Here is a 19,251-nt window from a genome sequence, read left to right as displayed (position 1 = left end):
TGCGGCGGAGCCTAGGCCGGGTAGACCTGCACGACCGACGGGCGCGGCGCGTTCGGGACGTCGCCCCGTCGCGTCGACCCGTAGTCGGGGAAGAGTGACGTGGGAGCCGCGACCGTCCCGTTCTCGCCGGGATGCTGCACTGCGACGAAGACGAGCTTCTCGCGGGCGTGGATGACGGGTCCGCACGTCTCGGCCTCGCGGGGGACCGCGAGGAACTGCTGCACGTGACCGCGTTCCCGACCCTCGAGCGGAACGCGGAACAGTCCGTCGTTGAACCCGATCGTGCTGGGCGCGCCGTCGGTGGAGATCCAGAGGGTGCCGTCCTCATCGAACGCGAGGTTGTCGGGGCACGAGATCGGCGACACCTTGTCCTTCGGGTAGCCCGCGAAGTAGGTGCTCGGGTCGGACGGGTTGCCGCACTGCAGCAGGATGCTCCAGCCGAAGCTCGTCCCGGCCTGGCCGCGGCGCTCGGTCAGCTCGATCACGTGACCGTGCCGGTTGCCGGTGCGGGGGTTCGCCTCATCCACCATCGAGGTCTTGCCGCGGTCGGTGTTGTTCGTCAGCGCGACGTAGACCTTGCCGGTCCGCGGGCTCGGCTGCACGTCCTCGGGGCGGTCCATCTTGGTCGCCCCCACCCTGTCGGCGGCCAGCCGCGTGAAGACCAGCACCTCCTCGATCGTCATGCCCGGCACGACGCTCTTGCCGTCGCGGGTGAGGGCGACCCACTCGCCGGTGCCGTCGAAGGCGCCGTCCGCGGGCAGCGTGCCCGAACCGTCGATCTGCGCCGCCGGCGAGTCGCCGCGGAAGCGGGCGACGAAGAGGTCGCCCTCCGACAGGAGCGTCATGTTCTTCTTGCGCGACGAGCTGATGCGGTTCTTCGAGACGAACTTGTAGAGGTAGTCGTTGCGCTCGTCGTCGCCCATGTAAGCCACCACGCGGCGGTCCTCGGCCACGATGACGTTCGCGCCCTCGTGCTTGAAGCGCCCCATCGCGGTGTGCTTCTTCGGGATCGACGTCGGGTCCTCGGGGTCGATCTCGACGATGTAGCCGAACCGGTTGGGCTCGTTGACGTATCCGGCGTCGAAGGAGTTGAAGCGGGGGTCGTACTGCTCCCATCCGGTCGACGTCGTGCGCGAGGAACTCGCCTGGTAGCGCTTCTGGCCCGCCGTGTCGGCGGCCCAGGCGAAGTAGCCGTTGAAGTTCTCCTCGCCCGAGAGGATGGTGCCCCACGGCGTCGTGCCGCCGGCGCAGTTGCCGAGGGTGCCCTTGACCCAGCGGCCCTCCGGGTCGGCGGCGGTGGTCACGAGATCGGACCCGGCGGCGGGGCCGGTCAGCTCGAAGACCGTCTCGACCGTGATCCGGCGGTTGCGGCGGCCGTCGACGACGTAGCGCCAGGGCCGGCCGCGCCGGCTGCGCTTCAGCTCGACGACGGACATGCCCTGCGCCGCTTTGTAGATCTCGCCGCGTCGGCGGAGCTCGGCGGCATCCGTCGACGGTGGGAACATGATGTTCGGGTTCACGTACTCGTGGTTGTTGACGAGCACGCCCGTCTTGCCGCTGCGGTCGGCGAGGATGTCGAGGTAGTCGCTGTTGTAGCCGAACTGGCGGGCTTGCGCGGTGGGGCTCTGCGCGTCGAGCGAGAAGGTCGGTGCGTCCGAGAAGAGCGGGTCGCCCCAGCGGATGATCGGCGACCAGGTGTAGCCCTTCGGGACCGTCAGCGCGTCGACGGATGCCGGGACGGGCGCGATCGGCTGGAAGGGCAGGCCGTGGCCGTGCCCGCCGTGGCCACGGGTCGCCTCGATGAGTCCGCCCGGCGTGGCCGACGCTGCGGCGGGGTTCGCGAGGCCGAAGGCATCGGTCGCGACGACGACCGCGCCGGCCGCCGCGGCGCCGAGCAGCGTCCGGCGCGAGAGGGCGAGCTCGGCGACGCTGCGGAACGTCGGGTTGTCCGACCCGTTGCACTCGGGACCGAGGCAGGCGTCGGCGCACTTGAACCGGCAGGTCACCGCCGACCGCTTGCCGACGGCGTGGGTCGCGAGTGGGAGGGGCGTACGGGTGGTGGGGGGTTCCAGAATCGTCACCGCTCCAGGATCGGTCGCTGTTCCTGCGACCGGGTGAATCGACGGTGAACGTCGGGTGACGGTCGCGGAGCGCTACCCGGCGCACGTCGATGACGTCATTCAGGCGCTGTCGGCCGGTCTCGCCGCGTTCGATCGCCCCCGTTTACCCCCCGCGTCAACCCTCAGCCGACGCATGGAGCGCCGCCCTACGCTGGCGGGACACCGAGGAGGACATCCGCATGAGCCCGACACCCCCGGCATCCGATCTGCAGGACCGCCCCTGGCTGGCCGCGTACGCGCCCGGCGTCCCGAGCGACATCGACCCCGTCGACGAGACGCTCGTGGATCTGCTCGATCATGCGGTGGAGCGTTACGGCAGCAAGATCGCAACGGAGTTCTTCGGATCCGAGACCACCTACGCCGAGCTCGGCGAACAGGTCTCCCGCGCCGCCAACGCGCTGCGCAAGCTCGGGGTCGGGCCCGGTGACCGCGTCGCGCTCGTGCTGCCCAACTGCCCCCAGCACATCGTCGCTTTCTACGCCGCGCTGCGGATCGGCGCGATCGTCGTCGAGCACAACCCGACGTACACCGCCCGCGAGCTGCGGCATCAGTTCGAGGTGCACGAGGCGGTCGTCGCGATCGTCTGGGACAAGGTCGCCGACATCGTCGCGGAGTTCCCGAGCGACGTCGCCCCCGCCGCCATCGTCGCGGTCGACATGACCGACGCGCTGCCGTGGGCGATGCGGACGGCCCTGCGCGTGCCGGTGCCGGCGCTGCGGGAGCGGCGCGAGGCGATGACGTCGAAGCCCACCGCGCGCGGCGTCATCCGGTGGTCGCAGTTCACCAAGGCCCGCCGGCTGTCGCGCAAGCACCCGCGCCCGGTCCTCGACGACACGGCGCTCCTGCAGCTGACGAGCGGGACGACCGGGATGCCGAAGGCCGCCGTCCTGTCGCACCGCAACCTCCGCTCCAACGCGGCGCAGGGGCGCGCGTGGGTGCCGGGGCTCCGCGAAGGCGAGGAGACCTTCTACGCCGTCCTGCCGATGTTCCACGCTTACGGGCTGACGCTCTGCCTCACCTTCGCGGTGTCGATCGGCGCGCGCATCGTGCTGTTCCCGAAGTTCGACGTCGACCTCGTCGTCGGCGCGCTCAAGAAGTCGCCGCCGACCTTCCTGCCCGGTGTGCCGCCGATCTACGACGCGCTGTCGCGGGCGAGCACCCGCAAGGGCGTCGACCTCTCGACGATCCGCTTCGCGATCTCGGGCGCCATGAGCCTGCCCGTCCCGACGGTGACGCGGTGGGAGGAGGCGACGGGCGGCCTGCTCGTCGAGGGCTACGGCATGACCGAGACCTCACCCGTCGCGCTCGGCAACCCGATCGGCGCGACGCGGCGCCCCGGCACCGTCGGCGTGCCCTTCCCGAGCACCGAGATCCGCGTCGTCGACCCCGACGACCCGACCGTCGACCGTCCGGCGGGCGAAGCGGGCGAGCTGCTCATCCGCGGACCCCAGGTGTTCCAGGGGTACTGGCGCCGGCCCGAGGACACCGCCGCGGTCCTCCTCGACGGCGGGTGGCTGCGCACCGGCGACATCGTCACGGTCTCGGAGGACGGTTTCGTCACCGTCGTCGACCGCGTCAAGGAGCTCATCATCACGGGCGGCTTCAACGTCAGCCCGAGCGAGGTCGAGCAGGTGCTCACCCTGCACCCCGACGTCGAGTCCGCCGCGGTCGTCGGCGTGCCGCGGCCGACCGGCGGCGAGGACGTGGTCGCCGCGGTCGTGATGAAGGAGGGGACGGCGTTCGAGGCATCCGCTCTCAAGGACTTCGCCCGCTCGCACCTCGCGTCGTACAAGGTGCCGCGCAAGGTCGTGCAGCTCGACGACCTGCCGCGGTCGCAGATCGGCAAGGTGCTGCGCCGTCAGGTGCGCGAGCAGCTGACCGCGCGCTGATCTGTCAAGGGCTCTCACCGCCGGCATCCGTGGATGGCAGGGTGGATGCCGCACCCCCGCCACCCCGTCGAAGGAGACCCATGTCGCAGCGCACCCTCGGACCGTTCACCGTCTCGGCCATCGGACTCGGCGCCATGCCGGTCTCGATGAACGGCAACGGCATCCCGTCGCACGACGACGCGGTGGCGACCGTGCGGGCGGCGTTGGACGCCGGTGTCACCCTGATCGACACCGCCGACATCTACGCGCCCAGCTGGGACGAGATGGGCCACAACGAGCGCATCGTCGCCGATGCGCTCGCCGGCTGGGACGGCGACCGCTCGTCGATCGTCGTCGCCACGAAGGGCGGCATCACGCGCACCGCGGAGAAGGACTTCGGACGCGACGGTTCGCTCGACTACCTCCGCCGCGCCGTGCAGAAGTCGCTGCAGAACCTGCAGGTCGACGTCATCGACCTGTACCAGTACCACCGGCCCGACCGGTGGATGGTCTACGGGGAGATCATGCAGAACCTGAAGACCCTGCAGGACGAGGGCCTCGTCCGCACGGTCGGCATCTCGAACGCGAGCGTCGAAGAGATCCAGATCGCGCAGGAGGTGCTCGGCGAGGGAGGTCTCACGAGCGTGCAGAACGAGTTCTCGCCGCGGCACCCGGGCAGCTACGGCGAGCTGAAGTACTGCGTCGAGCACGGCATCGCCTTCCTGCCGTGGAGCCCCCTCGGCGGCATCGGCGGCGCGGGCACGGTCGGCGAGCGGTTCACCGCGTTCGCCGAGATCGGCCGCGACCACGGCGTCAGCCCTCAGCAGGTCGTCCTCGCGTGGGAGCTGTCGCTCGGCGAGACCGTCATCCCCATCCCCGGGGCGAGCCGCCCGGCATCCATCACCGACTCGTTCCAGGCGCGGAACCTCGAGCTCTCCGCAGACGAGCTCGCCCGCTGCTCCGCCGCGGTCGGCATCGACATCTGAGGCGGGCATCGACCTCCGGGGTCCGGTTGGGTGTGCCGGGTGCAGGTTCAGCGTGCGTTGCGTGGCCCGTACGGGCCTGATGCGGCCGCCTGACCTGCACCCGGCACGCGTCGGCCCGCGGTGACGCCCGGTCCGTCGTCGGCGATGGGGTCCGCGGCTAGCTCGACCCTGAGCCGCGGTGGTTGTGCCGAGTGCAGGTTCAGGGGGAGAAGAGGCGACCGTGGCTGCCCGAAGCCGCCGGCTGACCTGCACTCGGGACGTCAGCCGGCATCGAGCAGGTGCTCCCGCTCGACGATCTCGAGCGACAGCACCTTGTAACCCTCGCTGTCGAAGAACACCCGCATCCGGTCGTCGTCGATCGAGACGACGGTGCCGGCACCCCACTCGCGGTGCGAGACCTTCTCGTCGACCTCGAAACCCGAGTCGGAGGGGGATGCCGCGGCCCGCGCGGCGTCGGCGGCTCCCGCCGCGCACGTGTCGCAGTTGCCGCACGGCTCGTCGAGGTCCTGCCCGAAGTAGCCGAGCAGCACCTGCCGTCGGCAGCGCCGCGTCTCGGCGTACTCCCGCATCGTCTCGATGCGGGAGCGTTCGATGCGCTCGCGCTCCTCGACCCGTTCCAGCGCGGCCTTCACGGCGGCGCGCTCGTCGAGGTTGCGCCGCAGCGAGACACCTGACTTCGACGTGCGCGCCGACCCGGTGTCGACGAGCAGCGTCAGCAGTCCGGTGACGCGCCGGGGTGACAGGCCCGCGTCCGTCGCGAGGGCGGACTTCGTGCGGGCCCGGGTCGACATGGCGCGCATGAGGGTGCGGAGCTCCGCGGCATCCGGGTTCTTCGTCGCGAAGTAGCGCCGCAGGGCGAGGTCCTTGGCGCGGTAGTGCAGGGTGCCGTGGGCCTCTTCGCCGTCGCGGCCGGCGCGGCCGAGCTCCTGGAAGTAGGCGTCGATGGACTCGGGGACGTCGGCGTGGATGACGAAGCGCACGTTCTCCTTGTCGATCCCCATGCCGAAAGCGCTCGTCGCGACGACGACGTCGAGGTCGTCGCAGAGGAACTGCCGGTGCACCTCGGCGCGCTCCTTCGCCGGCAGGCCCGCGTGGTACGCGCGCGCCCGCTTGCCGCGGCCGACGAGCTCGTCGGCGTAGAGCTCCGCCGAGCGTCGCGTCGAGGTGTAGAGCAGCCCGGGGACCGGCAGCGACGCGACCTCGTCGACGACGGCGGCGCGCTTCTCGCGGTCGTCGCCGTGACGGCGCACACCGAGGCGGATCGACGGTCGGTCGACGTCGCCGAGGTGCACGGAGGGGTCGTCGAGCCCGAGACGGGCGGCGATCTCCTCCCGGACGGGAGTGGATGCCGTCGCCGTCAGCGCGAGGATCGGGGGCCGTCCGAGCCGCGCCGCGACCTCTCCGAGGGCCAGGTAGTCGGGGCGGAAGTCGTGCCCCCACGAGGCGATGCAGTGCGCCTCGTCGACGGCCAGCAGGGCGATCTCGAGTTTCGAGAGCTCGGCGACGACCTCGTCGTTGGCGAGCTGCTCGGGAGCGAGCAGGACGTAGGTCGCCTCGCCCGCGCGCAGGCGGCGCCACGCCTCGGCGCGGGCCTTCTCGCCGCGACCCGAGTGGAGGGCGACCGCTTTCGGGGCGTCGGGTGCCTCCTCGAGCCCCGCGAGCTGGTCCTCCTGCAGGGCGATGAGCGGGGAGACCACGACGGTGACACCAGGGCGCAGGGCCGCGGTCACCTGGTAGACGGCGGACTTGCCCGATCCCGTCGCCCAGACCACGAGCACGTCGCGCCCGCCGGCGGCCGCCTCGATCGCGTCGAGCTGGGCCGGGCGCAGGTGCGTCAGTCCGAACCGCTCGGCGGCGACGCGCTCGACCTCGGCGCGATCGGGGGCGGACGGTGCAGAGGTGGAGCGGCGTGGCATCCCTCCACGGTCGTCGAGGATGCGGCATCCGCGGACACCCTTGACACCGGATGCCGTGGGCACCAGTCCTGGCAGGATCCCGGCGCATCCTGACCGCCGCCCGGCAACACTCCGTGTCAGGCTCGGAGCGTGCAGATCCCGCCGCGAGACCTCGCCCTCGACCGTGCCGCGCTCGTCGTCGTCGACGTGCAGCGCGGGTTCGACGACACCGCCCACTGGGGCGAGCGTGACAATCCGGCGTGCGAGGCGAACATCGCCGCGCTCCTGGCCCGGTGGCGCGAGCGGGGGTGGCCGGTCGTGTTCGTCCGGCACGATTCGACGTCGGATGCCTCGCCGTTGCGGCCCGGGCAGCCGGGCAACGACCTCAAGCCCGAGGTCACCGGCACGCCGGATCTGCTCGTCACGAAGAGCGTCAACTCCTCGTTCCACGGGTCGCCCGACCTCGACGCGTGGCTGCGCGCGAATGACATCGCGCAGCTCGTCGTGACCGGCATCTCGACGAACCACTGCTGCGAGACCACGGCGCGCGTGGGCGGCAATCTCGGGTACGACGTGTACTTCGCCCTCGACGCGACCCACTCGTTCGACCGCACGGCGCCCGACGGCACGGTCGTCCCGGCCGCGACACTGGCGGCGGTCACCGCCACAAACCTCGACGGCGAGTTCGCGACGGTCGTCACCACCGCCGACCTGCTGCGCTGAGCCGGGTCCTGTCGCCCGGCGGGTGCGGGGTTAGCGTGGAGGGATGCCGCATACCCCCTTCGCCTCGCTCGAGGACTACATCGCCCTGCCCCGCATCGACGCCGTCGCGCTGTCGCCCGACGGCACCCGCGCCGTCCTCACCGTCGCGACGCTGAACAAAGACGAGACCGGGTACGACCGCGCACTCTGGGAGGTCCCCGCGACAGGCGGCGGCTCGGCGCGGCGGCTCACGCGGTCGGCGAAGGGCGAGCAGGGCGCCGCGTTCACGGCGGACGGCGACCTGCTGTTCGTGAGCGCCCGCCCCGACGCCGAGGGCGACGGCGACGACGACGCGGCGCAGCTCTGGCTGCTGCCCGCGGGCGGGGGTGACGCGCGAGCGATCACGCGGCTGGCCGGGGGAGTGTCGGCGATCGCGGCCGTCGCGGATGCGGCATCCGTCGCCGTCCTGTCGGCCGACCTGCTGCCGTCGGCCGACTCGTTCGAGGCCGACGCGAAGCTGCGCGCCGAGCGCAAGAAGCGCAAGCTCTCGGCGATCCTGCACACGACCTACCCGGTGCGGTACTGGGACCACGACCTCGGCCCCGCCGAGCCGCACCTGCTCTCGCTCGACCTCGGCGACCTCTCCGACTCGGTCCGGTCTTTCGCCGCCTCCGACACGGCCGAGGACGAACCGGATGCCACGACCCCCTACCCGGCATCCCTTCCGCGCCCGCGCGACCTGACGCCCGCGCCCGGCCGCACGGCCGACACCGCCGGCGCCGCGCTCACCCCCGACGGGCGCACGCTCATCGCCGCGATGCGCTTTCCGCAGGGGCGCGCCGAGCGCTTCGCGATCGTCTCGATCGACGTTGCCTCGGGCGAGCGCACGACGCTGTTCGAGGAGCGCTCGACGTACTTCGAGTCGCCAGCGATCAGCCACGACGGCCGGCTGATCGCCTACGGCCGCGCCGCGTTCTCGGACCCGACCGGTCCGGCCGATCAGGAGCTGTGGGTCGCCGGGATCGACGGCTCCGAGCCGCGCCGGCTCGCCGAGGGCTGGGACCGCTGGCCGACGAGCATCGCATGGGCGCACGACGACACCGCGCTCATCGTCACCGCCGATCAAGGCGGGCGCGGGCCGGTGTTCCGCGTGCCGCTCGACGGCGGCGCCCCCGTGCAGCTGACGACCGACGACCACGCATACTCGAACGTGTCGGTCGACCGCGCGACGGGTGCGCTCGTCGCGCTCCGCTCGTCCTGGATGGTGCCGCCGCATCCGGTCCGCATCGACCCCGACGGCACCGTGACCGTGCTGGCGACCCCCGCTCCGCTGCCGACACCGGCCGGCACGATGACCGAGGTCGAGACGACGGCCGAGGACGGCGCCCGGGTGCGCGGCTGGCTGCTCCTGCCGGAGGGGGCGGATGCGGCATCCCCTGCACCCCTGCTCCTGTGGATCCACGGCGGGCCGCTGAACAGCTGGAACGCCTGGAGCTGGCGCTGGAACCCGCAGCTCGCCCTCGCCCGCGGGTACGCCGTGCTGCTGCCCGACCCCGCCCTGTCGACCGGGTACGGCCTCGAGTTCATCGCCCGCGGCTGGAACAGCTGGGGCGCCAAGCCCTACACCGACCTCATGTCGATCACCGACGAGGTCGTGGCGCGGGCCGACATCGACGAGACGAAGACCGCGGCGATGGGCGGCTCGTTCGGCGGGTACATGGCGAACTGGGTCGCCGGCCACACCGACCGGTTCCGCGCGATCGTCACGCACGCGAGCCTGTGGGCGCTCGACCAGTTCGCGGGCACGACCGACAGCTCGTCGTACTGGCAGGAGATCTTCACGCCCGAGGGGATGGTCGAGAACTCACCGCATCGCTTCGTGCGCGACATCTCGACGCCGCTGCTCGTGATCCACGGCGACCGCGACTACCGCGTGCCGATCGGCGAGAGCCTGCGCCTCTGGTCGGAGCTCAACGAGCACTTCGGCGAGGACGACGGCACGACGGTGCACCGGTTCCTGTACTTCCCCGACGAGAACCACTGGGTGCTGAAGCCCCAGCACGCCGTCGTCTGGTACGAGACGGTGTTCGGCTTCCTCGGCGAGCACGTGCACGGCGAGCCCGCGCCGAAGGTCGCCGGGCTCGGCTGACCCGGGCGCCGCGGCGGGGGCGTGTTCCGGGGGCGCAACTGGTCGCGTCGGATGCCGGGGCGCGGCATCCCGGGCCCCCGGAACGCCGGCGGCGCCGGTTCCGGGGACGCAACTGGTCGCTCGTGCGGCGGCACGCGGCACCCGGGTCCCCGGATCGGTCGGACCCCTCCAGCGCGTCAGCGCAGTCGACGCACGGCGTCCCACAGGGCGTCGGCCACGGCGCGCTTGGATCCCGACGCCTCCGCGACGACCTCGTCGGTCCCGTCGATGAACAGCGCCGCGTTCTCGGTGGCCTCGAAGCCCTGCTGCCAGCCGACGCGGTTGACGGTCAGCAGATCGACGCCCTTCCGCGCCCGCTTGCGGACGCCGCGTTCGCGGAGTTCGTCGTCGGAGTCGGCCGTCTCGGCGGCGAAGCCCACGATCGTCTGCCCGGGCCGGCGGCGCTCGACCAGGCCCGCGAGGATGTCGGGGTTCTCGACGAGGTCGAGGGTGATGGTGCCGTCCTCCTTGCGGATCTTGACGTCCGAGACCTCGGGCACCGAGAAGTCCGCGACGGCTGCGGCCATGACGACGACGTCCGCCTCGGATGCCGCAGCCCGGACGGCCGTGTCGAGCTCCGCCGCCGTCCCGGCGCGCTCGATCGTGATGCCGGGATGCCGCTCCGCATCGCCGAGCACGCCGTCGTCGACGTGCGCCGCGACGAGGTGCACCCGTGCGCCGCGGTCGGCCGCCGCGACCGCCACGGCCACGCCCTGTCGTCCGCTCGAGCGGTTGCCGAGGTAGCGCACCGGATCGATCGGCTCGCGCGTGCCACCCGCCGACACGACGGCGCGGAGGCCGTCGAGGTCGCGGAGGTCATCGCGGTCGTGGGGGGCACCGGCATCCGTCGTCTGCTCGTCAACGGCGGCGAGGGCGGCCGCGACGATCTCGTCGGGTTCGACCATGCGCCCCGGGCCGCTGTCGCCGCCGGTCAGCGGGCCGTCGGCGGGCCCGACGATGCGCACGCCGCGCTCGCGGAGGGTCGCGATGTTCGCCTGCGTCGCGGCGTGGTCCCACATGGCCGTGTGCATCGCCGGGGCGACGACCACCGGCGCGGTCGTCGCGAGCAGGGTGACGCCGAGCAGGTTGTCGGAGATCCCGGCGGCCATCTTCGCGAGCGTGTTGGCGGTCGCCGGCGCGACGATCACGAGGTCGGCCTGCGTGCCGAGGGCGACGTGACGCACCTCGGCGACGTCGTCGTGCACGCTCGTCGTGACAGGATGGCGGCTGATCGCCTCCCACGTGGCGGTCCCCACGAAGCGGAGCGCGTCCTCGGTGGGAACAACGTGCACCTCGTGCCCGTTGGTCACCAGCGCACGGACCACCTGCACCGTCTTGTACGCGGCGATGCCGCCCGAGACGCCCACGACGACGAACATGGTCCGATCCTCCCACGGGGTCGGACGCGAAAGGCCGGAACGATGTGCACCGTCATCGTCCACGTCCCGGAGGATCCCGCCGCGGCGATCCGGCTGCTCGCCGTGCGCGACGAGGACCCGGGGCGCGCATGGGATCCGCTCGGCGCCTGGTGGCCCGACCGTCCCGGTGTCATCGGGGTGCGCGACACCCGCGCCGGCGGCGCGTGGCTCGCGGCCGATCCCGCGGGCGCGCGGCTGGCGGTCGTCCTCAACCGCGCCGACCTCATCGACGACACCCTCGCGACGGGCTCGCGCGGGCACATCGTGCTCGACGCCGCCTCCGGGGGCGGACTGCCGGACGCCCCGCCGACCCATGGTTTCAACCTCCTGACGGTGACCCCCGGTCGTGCGCGCGTCGCGATGTGGGACGGTGCCGCGGTCCGCACCGTCGACCTCGCCCCGGGCGTGCACATGATCGCGCACGACGACGTCGACGACCCGAAGACGGCGCGCATCGTCGCGTGGCACGACGCCTTCGCCGCGCCGGCGGACGACGACTGGGTGGCGGACTGGCTGGGTGCCCTCGAGCGCACGACGGCGCTGCCGCCGACCGACGACCGCGCGATCATCCGCGACAACCGGCCGCACGGGTATCCGACGCTGTCGCTGCTCGTGTGCGCGGCATCCGTCTCCGCAGGCGGCGCCGAGGTCGTCTACGGCGAGCTCGACGAGCCCGGCGCCTGGAACAGCCTGCAGCTGCGCTGAGCGGCGTCGGATGCCGGTGGTAGCTTCGCGACCATGGTGGAACCGGCATCCGAACCGATCTTCTTCGCCTCGGCGACGGAGTTCGGCGACTGGCTCGAGGCGCACCACGCGACTGCTCCCGAGGTGTGGACGGTGTTCTACAAGAAGGGCGACCCGCGTCAGGGGCTGACGTGGGTCGACGCGGTGCCCGAGGCGCTGCGCTTCGGGTGGATCGACTCGATCAGCCGCGGCATCGGCGACGGCGCCCGCATCCAGCGGTGGACGCCGCGGAAACCTCGCTCGGTGTGGAGCGCCGTCAACATCGCGCACGTCGAACGCCTGCAGGCCGAGGGACGCATGCATCCGGCCGGGCTGGCCGCCTATGAGAAGCGCACGGCCGACCTCACCGGGGTCTACTCGCATGAGCAGCGCAACGAGCTGACGGTGGAGCAGGCGGCATCCCTCGCCGCGAACCCTGCCGCCCAGGCGTTCTGGGATGCCGCGACGCCGTCCTACCGGCGGGCGGTCGCGAACTGGGTGCAGAGCGCCAAGCGCGAGCAGACGCGCGCCGACCGGCTCGCGACGCTCGTCGAGGACTGCGCGGCCGGGCGGCTCGTGCCGTTCCAGCGGTACGGCGAGCCACCCGCGTGGCTGGCACGTGCCGCCGCCGCCGCGTCAGCCGCGCGCGAGTGACGCGACCGCGGCATCCTCCGTCACGAGCGCCGCGTTGAGCCCGGCGCCCGCCATCGATCCCTGCCCCATCGACAGCGGCACGTTGCCGAACGGCGTGACGACGTTGCCGGCGGCGAACACGCGCGGGTGGCTGGTGGCGCCGCGCATGTCGACACGGAGTCCCTCGCCCGGGGTGTCGGACACGGCGAGGGCCAGGTTCTCGGCGAAGGCGAGGCTCAGCCGGGGCGTCGGCGCGGTGAGCAGGGCCTCGATCGGGTGCGCGGTCCCGTCCGCCGTCACGGCCGCGACGATCGCGTCGTCCTCGGTGCGCAGTCGGATGACGGGGGAGGTGGCGATCCGGATGCCGCGCGCCGAGAGGCGGCCCGCGACCGTCTCGTCGAGCTCGCCCATCGCGGCCGTGAACGCCGTCACGTCATCGCTCCACTGCCGGATGAGCTCGATCTGATGCAGGCTCGCGGGCGACGTCGCGAGCACGCCGAGGCGGCGGCCCGCGACCTCGTAGCCGTGGCAGTACGGGCAGTGGAAGACGCCGCGGCCCCACTGCTCGCGGAGCCCGGGGATCTCGGGCAGGTCGTCGACGACACCCGTCGTGAGCACGACGCCCCGGGCGGAGACCTCTCCGCGCTCGTGGGTGACGGTTATCCGGTCGCCGTCGTCGGCGAGCGACAGGACGGCCCCGTCGAGGAACTCGACCCCGTAGGCGCGTGCTTCGGCGCGTCCGGTCTCGAGGAGGTCGGCGGGGGAGCGGCCGTCGTGACCGAGGACGCCGTGCATGTGCGCGGCGAAACGGTTGCGGGGCGCGCCGGCGTCGATCACGAGGGTGCGGCGTCGGGCGCGGCCGAGCATCTGGGCGGCACTGAGGCCGGCGGTGCCGCCGCCCACGATGACGGCGTCGTAGCGGATGTCTGTCATGACTCCACCCTGTGTCGGTGGCTGTGCTTTCGGCAAACGGTCTTGCGGAAATGGCAAACTGATCCGCATGGCGATGGATCTCAGTCGGATCGGTGCGCGGCTGCGCGCGGCGCGGCAGCAGCGCGGATGGACCTTGGCCGACCTCGCGTCGAAGGCGGGGATGTCGACGAGCACGCTCTCGCGGCTGGAGTCCGGGCGACGCCAGGCATCCCTCGAGTTGCTGCTGCCCCTCGTGTCGGTCCTCGATCTGCGTCTCGACGACCTCGTGCGCGGGGAGCCCGCCGACCCGCGGGTGCGGCGGGCGACCGAGCGGCGGCACGGCAGGGTGGTCGCGCCGCTCACGCTCGAGCACTCGCCGGTCCAGACGTACAAGATCCGCTTCCCCGCCTCTCGTGCCGCGCCGTCGCCGAAGGTGCACGAGGGGGTGGAGTGGTTCTACGTCCTGAGCGGCACGATCCGGCTCGTGCTCGATGGGCGGGAGCATCTCATCGGGGCGGGCGAGGCGGCGGAGTTCGACACGCGCCTGCCGCACAGCATCAGCGCCAGCTCGGACGGCCCGGCCGAGGTGGTGAGCATCTTCAGCGCGTCGGGCGAGCGCATCCACGTGCACGGGGCGTGACGGTGTCGGGGGCCGGTCGTACGGTGTCGCCATGAAAGCCGATGAGCTGTTCCTCCAGGCGGATGCCGCGTTGCGCTCCGTCATCGATCGCATCGACGCGGCCGACCTGTCGAAGCCGGCGCCGCAGGAGTGGACGTCCACCCCTGACCCCACCTTCCGCGACATCCTCTTCGCGCACGCGTACGACGAGGCGTGGGTCCCCGATGTCCTCGCCGGGAAGTCGGTCGCCGACGGCGACGAGTTCCGGGAGGCGGATCTGCTCGGCGACGACCCGATCGCGTCGTACGACCGGCTGAACGACACCGCGACTGCTGCGGTGCGCGACGGTGTCGAGCCCGGGACGGTGTTCCGCTTCCAGTACGGCGACTATCCCGCCGACGAGGGGTACGCGCACCTGGCGACCTACCGCGCGTTCCAGGCGTGGCTGATCGCGAAACGGCTCGGCATCCCGTTCCACCTGTCGCCCGAGCTCATCGCGGGGTTGAACGAGCACGTCGTGCCGCACGCCGACGAGTGGCGCCAGTGGGGTGTCTTCCCGCCGGCGATCGAACCGCCCGCGGGTGCCGACGACGAAACGCGGCTGCTGTGCGCGGTGGGGTACTGGGAGTCCTGAGCCTCAGCGTTCGTGCACGGCGAGCACGTTGCCGGCCGGGTCGCGGAACCATGCGATCACCGGCTCGCCCGTCTCGCGCATGATGCCCTTCGAGTCGGTGGGCATGTCGTCGTAGATCGCGGTCTCGACACCCTTCGCGTTGAGCTCGTCGACGGCAGCGTCGACGTCGTTGACGGGGAAGTTGAGGATCGTGAAGCCGGCCGGCTCGTGGTGCGGCTTCGCATAGATGAGCACAGCGGCTCCCGACGCCAGGTGGAGCTGCAGGAAGCCGTTGTCGAGTGTGACGACCTCCAGGCCGAGGGTGTCGGCATAGAACCCTCGCGCCGCATCGATGTCGTCGACCGCGAAGCCGCTGTACGCGCCGTCTACCTGGAACAGGGTCGTCTCCTTCGCCGAGGTGTGCGACCAGGGTCCCGCTGCGGCTGGGAGTTGTCCAGGGTCAGTCGTTGCCGTTCTCGGCGTCGCTCGGTGAGGAGAAGACGGGCACGGATGCCGGTCGTCCTGAGGCGACAGCGAGGAGCGCGACGATGCCGAGACCGAGGGTGCCGGCGAGGAAGCCGATCATCCCGAGGGCGGAGGCGAGTCCGACGGTCTGCATCGCGGTCGCCTGATCCATCATGAGGAGCTGGCCGAGGGCGACCGATGCCACCTGCACTCCGAGGGCGATGGTCGGCATCCACCGCCACCGGCGCGGGACGACGCCCGCGCGTGCGATCTGAACGACGGCGACGAGGCTGAGCGCGAGGGGGACGAGGATCGTGACCTCCCATGGGACGATCGGCGTCGGGTTCGTCGGGTCCTGGAACAGGCCGATGACCCGCATCGAGGGCGACCAGAGCGCGAGGAGGATGAGCGCGATTGTGCCGAGCGGCCTCCGCGCGGTGACGCTGTCGTGCGACGACGAGCCGATTGCGAACACGAGGACCGACGCCGCCCACAGGATGTCGACGAGGAGGGCGAGCGTGTCGGTGAGGGGCGTTCCCAGGGTGGCACCCTGCAGCATCCCGGCGACACCCGCGCCGATCAGTCCGACGCCGCCGATCGTCCAGGTGAGTCTGCGTCCGCGCATGCCTGCACGCTAGCGGGTGGTGTGCGTCTGCGGTGGCCGGGTGGTGGCGCTGAGACGTCGCAGATGGTCGGCCGGCGGCATCGAAGGCGACCATCTGCGACGTCTCGACGAGCGGCGGGACGGATGCCGGGCGACAGCCGAAAGCGATGTCGGAACCCCCTCCTAGTCTGGGACTATGTCCAGTTCAGCCGATCGTCGCGATGAGGTCCCGGAAGGGATCCCGACGACCCTGGACTGGGTGGTGCTGAGCGCGGACATGGCGACCATCCATGCCGCGCAGCGGTACGCGTGCATCGTCGAGTTGTGGGACGACGCGATCGCCGACGCCCGCCGACGGGAGGAGCCGGTCGCGTTCGTGGAACGGTCGGTGCGGCTCGAAGTCGCCGCCGCGTTGCGGATCACCGAGCACGCCGCGGGACGGTTGATGGGTGTCGGGCACGCGCTGCTGCGTCGGTACCCGAAGGTGTGGGAGGCGATGAGCCGTGCGGACATCACCGACACCCACGCGACGATCATCGTCGACGGACTGGACCAGCTCGACGACGTGACCGCGGGGCTCGTGTCTGAGGTGCTGAGCCTCGCGGAAGAACTCCCGACCGGGCCGTTCCGGCGCGCGATGAAACGCATCGTCGACCGCGAGCAGGAAGCGACCCTCGCCGAACAGCACGCCGCCGCCGTCGCACACCGATACGTGCGGGCGGATGCGGGGGTGGATGGGATGGCGTGGCTGACCGCGCACCTGCCCGCAGTCGAAGCACACGCGATCGCCGGCAGGCTCACCGCGATCGCGAAAACCCTGACCGCACCCGACGATGAGCGGACGTTGGATCAGAAGCGCGCCGATGTGTTCGGGGACCTGCTCCTCGACGGCGAAACCGACGCGCTCCCCGACTCCGCGCGCGGTATCCGCCCTACGGTGGCGGTCACCGTTCCCGCCCTGACCCTCCTCACCGGTGACGGTCCCGCCGCGCAGGTCGATGGCGTCGGCCCGATCCCCCTCGATAAGGCGCGGGAACTGTGCGGGGCGGCGTCGGGGTGGATGCGGGTGCTCACCCACCCCGAAACCGGGGTCGTCCTCTCCGTCGGACGAGAGCAGTACCGGCCACCCGCCGACCTGCGACGGCTCGTCACCTGGCGGGCCGCCCGGTGCATGGCACCCGGATGCGGCATCCCCGCCGACCGGTGCGACCTCGACCACACCATCGACTGGCACCACGGCGGGAACACCGCCGCCGACAACCTCGCCCCGCTGTGCCGCGGGCATCACACCCTCAAACACCACTCCGACTGGCAGGTTGAAGCGAAACCCGGCGGCGCACTCGAATGGACCTCACCCGCCGGCCGGGTCTACCTCGTGAGGCCCGAACGCCGCATCCCGACCTTCACCACCGACCCACCCGGACCACCACCGTTCTAGCCGACCTCAGTCCGTCACCTCTACGGTCACGATGAAGCCATCGTCAGATACGTCGATGAGGCGGTCGGTGTACAGCTCGATGACGTCACCCGCGTCGTCTTCGTCCATCCCGCGGAGGGCGCGCCCGCTGGGCACACGTGCGATCGTCGTGCGCGAACCATCTCGCTCGATGGCCTCCAGCTCCACGATCGTGCCGGTGACGTCGGTGACCTCGGGGCCCTCCGTCTCATCCAAGCCGTGATGCGTCTCGAGGAATGGACCGTCGGGCACGGGGATCACGGTCCACTCCACGTGCGTGAACCGGACGAGCTCAGGGCCGCAACAGTCGTGCTCCCAGCCGCCGACCTCGATCTCGAGGCGCATCGGGCGCGTCAGGCCCGGTGGTCGCGGTAGTACTCCAGCAGCGCCTTGGTCGAGGCATCCTGCGACTCGAACGCGTCGCTGTCGCCCTCGATCGCCGGCGCGATCTGCATCGCGAGCTGCTTGCCGAGCTCCACACCCCACTGGTCGAACGAGTTGATGCCCCAGATCACGCCCTGCGTGAAGGTGATGTGCTCGTACAGCGCGACGAGCTCGCCGAGCACACGCGGGGTCAACGACGGCGCGAAGATCGACGTCGTCGGACGGTTGCCGGGGAACGTCCGCGCCGCGACGAGCGCACCGGTCGTGCCCTCGGCCTCGACCTCCTCGGCCGTCTTGCCGAACGCCAGCGCCTTCGTCTGCGCCAGGAAGTTCGCCAGGAACAGTCCGTGCACGTCCCGGTCGCCGTCCGTCAGCGCGTACGCCGGGTTCGCGAACGCGATGAAGTCCGCCGGGATCAGCCGCGTGCCCTGGTGGATCAGCTGGTAGAACGCGTGCTGCCCGTTCGTCCCCGGCTCACCCCAGAACACCTCGCCGGTGTCGGTCGTGACGGGGGAGCCGTCCCACCGCACGGACTTGCCGTTCGACTCCATCGTCAGCTGCTGCAGGTACGCGGCGAACCGACTCAGCTGCTGCGCGTACGGCAGCACCGCGTGCGACTGCGCGCCCAGGAAGTTCGTGTACCAAACGTTCAACAGCCCCATCAGGACCGGGACGTTCTGCGCCAGCGGCGTCGTCCGCACGTGCTCGTCCACGGCGTGGAACCCGGCCAGCAGCTCGCGGAACGTGTCGGGTCCGAACTCGATCACGAGCGACAGCCCGATCGCCGAATCGACCGAGTAGCGGCCGCCCACCCAGTCCCAGAAGCCGAACGCGTTCGCCGTGTCGATCCCGAACTCCGCGACCTTGTCGAGCGCCGTCGACACCGCGACGAAATGGTGGGCGACGGCATCCTTCTTCTGCTCGTCGCTGCCGTCGATCGCCCCCGCCGACGCGAGGCCCTCCCATAGCCAGTCCCGCGCGAGGCGCGCGTTCGTCAGCGTCTCGAGCGTCGTGAACGTCTTCGACGCGACGATGAACAGCGTCGTCTCGGGGTCGAGGTCCTTCGTCTTCGACGCGATGTCGAACGGGTCGATGTTCGAGACGAAGCGTGCCGAGATGCCGGCATCCGCATACGGCTCCAGCGCCGCCGAGATCATCACCGGGCCGAGGTCCGACCCGCCGATACCGATGTTGACGACCGTCTCGACCTTCTTGCCCGTGATGCCGGTGAACTCACCCGACCGCACCCGTCCGGCGAACTCCGCCATCGCGTCGAGCACGCCCTGCACATCGGCGTCCACGTCCTGGCCATCGACCGTCAGCGACGGCACGGCGTCGGCCGGACGGCGCAGCGCGGTGTGCAGCACGGCGCGGTCCTCGGTCGTGTTGATGTGCTCGCCCGCGAGCATCGCGGCGTACCGCTCGGCGACACCGGTCTGCTCGGCGAGACGCACCAGCGCGGCGACGACCTCGTCGGTCACGAGGTTCTTCGACAGGTCGACGTGCAGATCCGCGACGTCGTGCGTCAGCTTGGCGACGCGCTCCGGGTCCGACGCGAACCAGCCGCGGAGGTCCGGGGTGAAGCCCGCCTTCAGCGACTCGAGTTCAGCCCAGGCGGAGGTGGTGGTGGCATCGATCGGAGCGTTGGTCACCCCTCAACGCTAC

At 71.5% G+C, this 19,251-nt stretch carries 17 protein-coding genes; 9 read left to right on the top strand and 8 right to left on the bottom strand.

The features are described 5' to 3' along the window. Window positions 1-11 precede the first annotated feature (11 nt). The gene (locus tag AB0P29_RS05015) at window positions 12-2,081 is read right to left on the bottom strand and encodes a PhoX family phosphatase (protein WP_363378936.1); all 2,070 of its coding nucleotides are present in this window, start codon (window positions 2,079-2,081) and stop codon (window positions 12-14) included. 218 nt (window positions 2,082-2,299) lie between these two features. On the opposite strand from AB0P29_RS05015, the gene AB0P29_RS05010 reads away from it, so the two are divergent. Continuing rightward, window positions 2,300-4,009, top strand: a complete 1,710-nt coding sequence (locus tag AB0P29_RS05010) for a long-chain-fatty-acid--CoA ligase (RefSeq protein WP_363378935.1) — start codon at window positions 2,300-2,302, stop codon at window positions 4,007-4,009. Window positions 4,010-4,089: 80 nt separating this feature from the next. Next, complete coding sequence (locus AB0P29_RS05005) at window positions 4,090-4,974, top strand: aldo/keto reductase (RefSeq protein WP_359920072.1); 885 nt, start codon at window positions 4,090-4,092, stop codon at window positions 4,972-4,974. A 260-nt stretch (window positions 4,975-5,234) separates the two neighbouring features. Here the strand turns inward: AB0P29_RS05005 and AB0P29_RS05000 are convergent, their stop codons facing one another. Next, a complete protein-coding gene (locus AB0P29_RS05000; RefSeq protein ID WP_363378934.1) occupies window positions 5,235-6,953 on the bottom strand; it encodes a RecQ family ATP-dependent DNA helicase in 1,719 nt (572 codons plus the stop codon). Between the two features lie 66 nt (window positions 6,954-7,019). Here AB0P29_RS05000 and AB0P29_RS04995 point away from each other — a divergent pair, with 66 nt between their 5' ends. Continuing rightward, window positions 7,020-7,592, top strand: a complete 573-nt coding sequence (locus AB0P29_RS04995; protein WP_363378933.1) for a cysteine hydrolase family protein — start codon at window positions 7,020-7,022, stop codon at window positions 7,590-7,592. Between the two features lie 43 nt (window positions 7,593-7,635). Beyond that, window positions 7,636-9,720: an alpha/beta fold hydrolase gene (locus tag AB0P29_RS04990; protein WP_363378932.1), complete on the top strand. Its 2,085-nt coding sequence runs from the start codon at window positions 7,636-7,638 to the stop codon at window positions 9,718-9,720. A 176-nt stretch (window positions 9,721-9,896) separates the two neighbouring features. Here the strand turns inward: AB0P29_RS04990 and coaBC are convergent, their stop codons facing one another. Beyond that, window positions 9,897-11,138, bottom strand: a complete 1,242-nt coding sequence (gene coaBC / locus AB0P29_RS04985; RefSeq protein ID WP_363378931.1) for a bifunctional phosphopantothenoylcysteine decarboxylase/phosphopantothenate--cysteine ligase CoaBC — start codon at window positions 11,136-11,138, stop codon at window positions 9,897-9,899. Between the two features lie 42 nt (window positions 11,139-11,180). On the opposite strand from coaBC, the gene AB0P29_RS04980 reads away from it, so the two are divergent. Continuing rightward, window positions 11,181-11,882, top strand: coding sequence for an NRDE family protein (locus AB0P29_RS04980; RefSeq protein ID WP_253035437.1), 702 nt, complete (start codon window positions 11,181-11,183; stop codon window positions 11,880-11,882). Between the two features lie 33 nt (window positions 11,883-11,915). Then, on the top strand, window positions 11,916-12,554 hold the full coding sequence (locus tag AB0P29_RS04975) for a YdeI/OmpD-associated family protein (RefSeq protein ID WP_363378930.1): 639 nt from the start codon (window positions 11,916-11,918) through the stop codon (window positions 12,552-12,554). Here AB0P29_RS04975 and AB0P29_RS04970 read toward each other — a convergent pair. Then, a complete protein-coding gene (locus tag AB0P29_RS04970) occupies window positions 12,537-13,466 on the bottom strand; it encodes an NAD(P)/FAD-dependent oxidoreductase (protein ID WP_363378929.1) in 930 nt (309 codons plus the stop codon). The genes AB0P29_RS04975 and AB0P29_RS04970 overlap by 18 nt on opposite strands. Window positions 13,467-13,533: 67 nt before the next feature. On the opposite strand from AB0P29_RS04970, the gene AB0P29_RS04965 reads away from it, so the two are divergent. Both AB0P29_RS04965 and AB0P29_RS04960 read left to right on the top strand, forming a co-directional pair. Further along, window positions 13,534-14,085 (top strand): XRE family transcriptional regulator, encoded by a 552-nt coding sequence (locus AB0P29_RS04965; RefSeq protein WP_217529297.1) that lies wholly within the window; start codon window positions 13,534-13,536, stop codon window positions 14,083-14,085. Between the two features lie 31 nt (window positions 14,086-14,116). After that, window positions 14,117-14,698, top strand: a complete 582-nt coding sequence (locus AB0P29_RS04960) for a hypothetical protein (RefSeq protein ID WP_363378928.1) — start codon at window positions 14,117-14,119, stop codon at window positions 14,696-14,698. Between the two features lie 3 nt (window positions 14,699-14,701). Here the strand turns inward: AB0P29_RS04960 and AB0P29_RS04955 are convergent, their stop codons facing one another. Further along, complete coding sequence (locus tag AB0P29_RS04955; RefSeq protein WP_363379055.1) at window positions 14,702-15,076, bottom strand: VOC family protein; 375 nt, start codon at window positions 15,074-15,076, stop codon at window positions 14,702-14,704. Between the two features lie 61 nt (window positions 15,077-15,137). Then, window positions 15,138-15,767, bottom strand: a complete 630-nt coding sequence (locus tag AB0P29_RS04950; protein ID WP_363378927.1) for a hypothetical protein — start codon at window positions 15,765-15,767, stop codon at window positions 15,138-15,140. A 175-nt stretch (window positions 15,768-15,942) separates the two neighbouring features. Between AB0P29_RS04950 and AB0P29_RS04945 the strand changes: the two genes are divergently transcribed. Continuing rightward, a complete protein-coding gene (locus AB0P29_RS04945) occupies window positions 15,943-17,184 on the top strand; it encodes a DUF222 domain-containing protein (protein WP_363378926.1) in 1,242 nt (413 codons plus the stop codon). A 6-nt stretch (window positions 17,185-17,190) separates the two neighbouring features. On the opposite strand, the gene AB0P29_RS04940 is transcribed toward AB0P29_RS04945, so the two are convergent. Then, window positions 17,191-17,547 (bottom strand): hypothetical protein, encoded by a 357-nt coding sequence (locus AB0P29_RS04940; protein WP_253035445.1) that lies wholly within the window; start codon window positions 17,545-17,547, stop codon window positions 17,191-17,193. Window positions 17,548-17,555: 8 nt separating this feature from the next. After that, entirely contained in the window at window positions 17,556-19,238 is a 1,683-nt protein-coding gene (pgi, locus tag AB0P29_RS04935; protein WP_217529290.1) for a glucose-6-phosphate isomerase, read from the bottom strand. Window positions 19,239-19,251 lie beyond the last annotated feature (13 nt).

It is taken from the genome of Microbacterium sp. NPDC080220 (assembly GCF_040686395.1).
Taxonomy (GTDB): Bacteria; Actinomycetota; Actinomycetes; order Actinomycetales; family Microbacteriaceae; genus Microbacterium; species Microbacterium gawkjiense.
Note: the sequence above shows the minus strand (reverse complement) of the source record. Positions and strands in the feature narration are given on the sequence as shown.

Coding starts and splice junctions, on each gene's coding strand:
- AB0P29_RS05005 (WP_359920072.1), top strand. CDS start 4,090: ATGTCGCAGCGCACCCTCGGACCGTTCACCGTCTCGGCCATCGGACTC.
- AB0P29_RS04965 (WP_217529297.1), top strand. CDS start 13,534: ATGGCGATGGATCTCAGTCGGATCGGTGCGCGGCTGCGCGCGGCGCGG.
- AB0P29_RS05010 (WP_363378935.1), top strand. CDS start 2,300: ATGAGCCCGACACCCCCGGCATCCGATCTGCAGGACCGCCCCTGGCTG.
- AB0P29_RS04975 (WP_363378930.1), top strand. CDS start 11,916: ATGGTGGAACCGGCATCCGAACCGATCTTCTTCGCCTCGGCGACGGAG.
- AB0P29_RS04980 (WP_253035437.1), top strand. CDS start 11,181: ATGTGCACCGTCATCGTCCACGTCCCGGAGGATCCCGCCGCGGCGATC.
- AB0P29_RS04950 (WP_363378927.1), bottom strand. CDS start 15,767: ATGCGCGGACGCAGACTCACCTGGACGATCGGCGGCGTCGGACTGATC.
- AB0P29_RS04960 (WP_363378928.1), top strand. CDS start 14,117: ATGAAAGCCGATGAGCTGTTCCTCCAGGCGGATGCCGCGTTGCGCTCC.
- AB0P29_RS04990 (WP_363378932.1), top strand. CDS start 7,636: ATGCCGCATACCCCCTTCGCCTCGCTCGAGGACTACATCGCCCTGCCC.
- AB0P29_RS04945 (WP_363378926.1), top strand. CDS start 15,943: ATGTCCAGTTCAGCCGATCGTCGCGATGAGGTCCCGGAAGGGATCCCG.
- AB0P29_RS04970 (WP_363378929.1), bottom strand. CDS start 13,466: ATGACAGACATCCGCTACGACGCCGTCATCGTGGGCGGCGGCACCGCC.
- coaBC (WP_363378931.1), bottom strand. CDS start 11,138: ATGTTCGTCGTCGTGGGCGTCTCGGGCGGCATCGCCGCGTACAAGACG.
- AB0P29_RS04940 (WP_253035445.1), bottom strand. CDS start 17,547: ATGCGCCTCGAGATCGAGGTCGGCGGCTGGGAGCACGACTGTTGCGGC.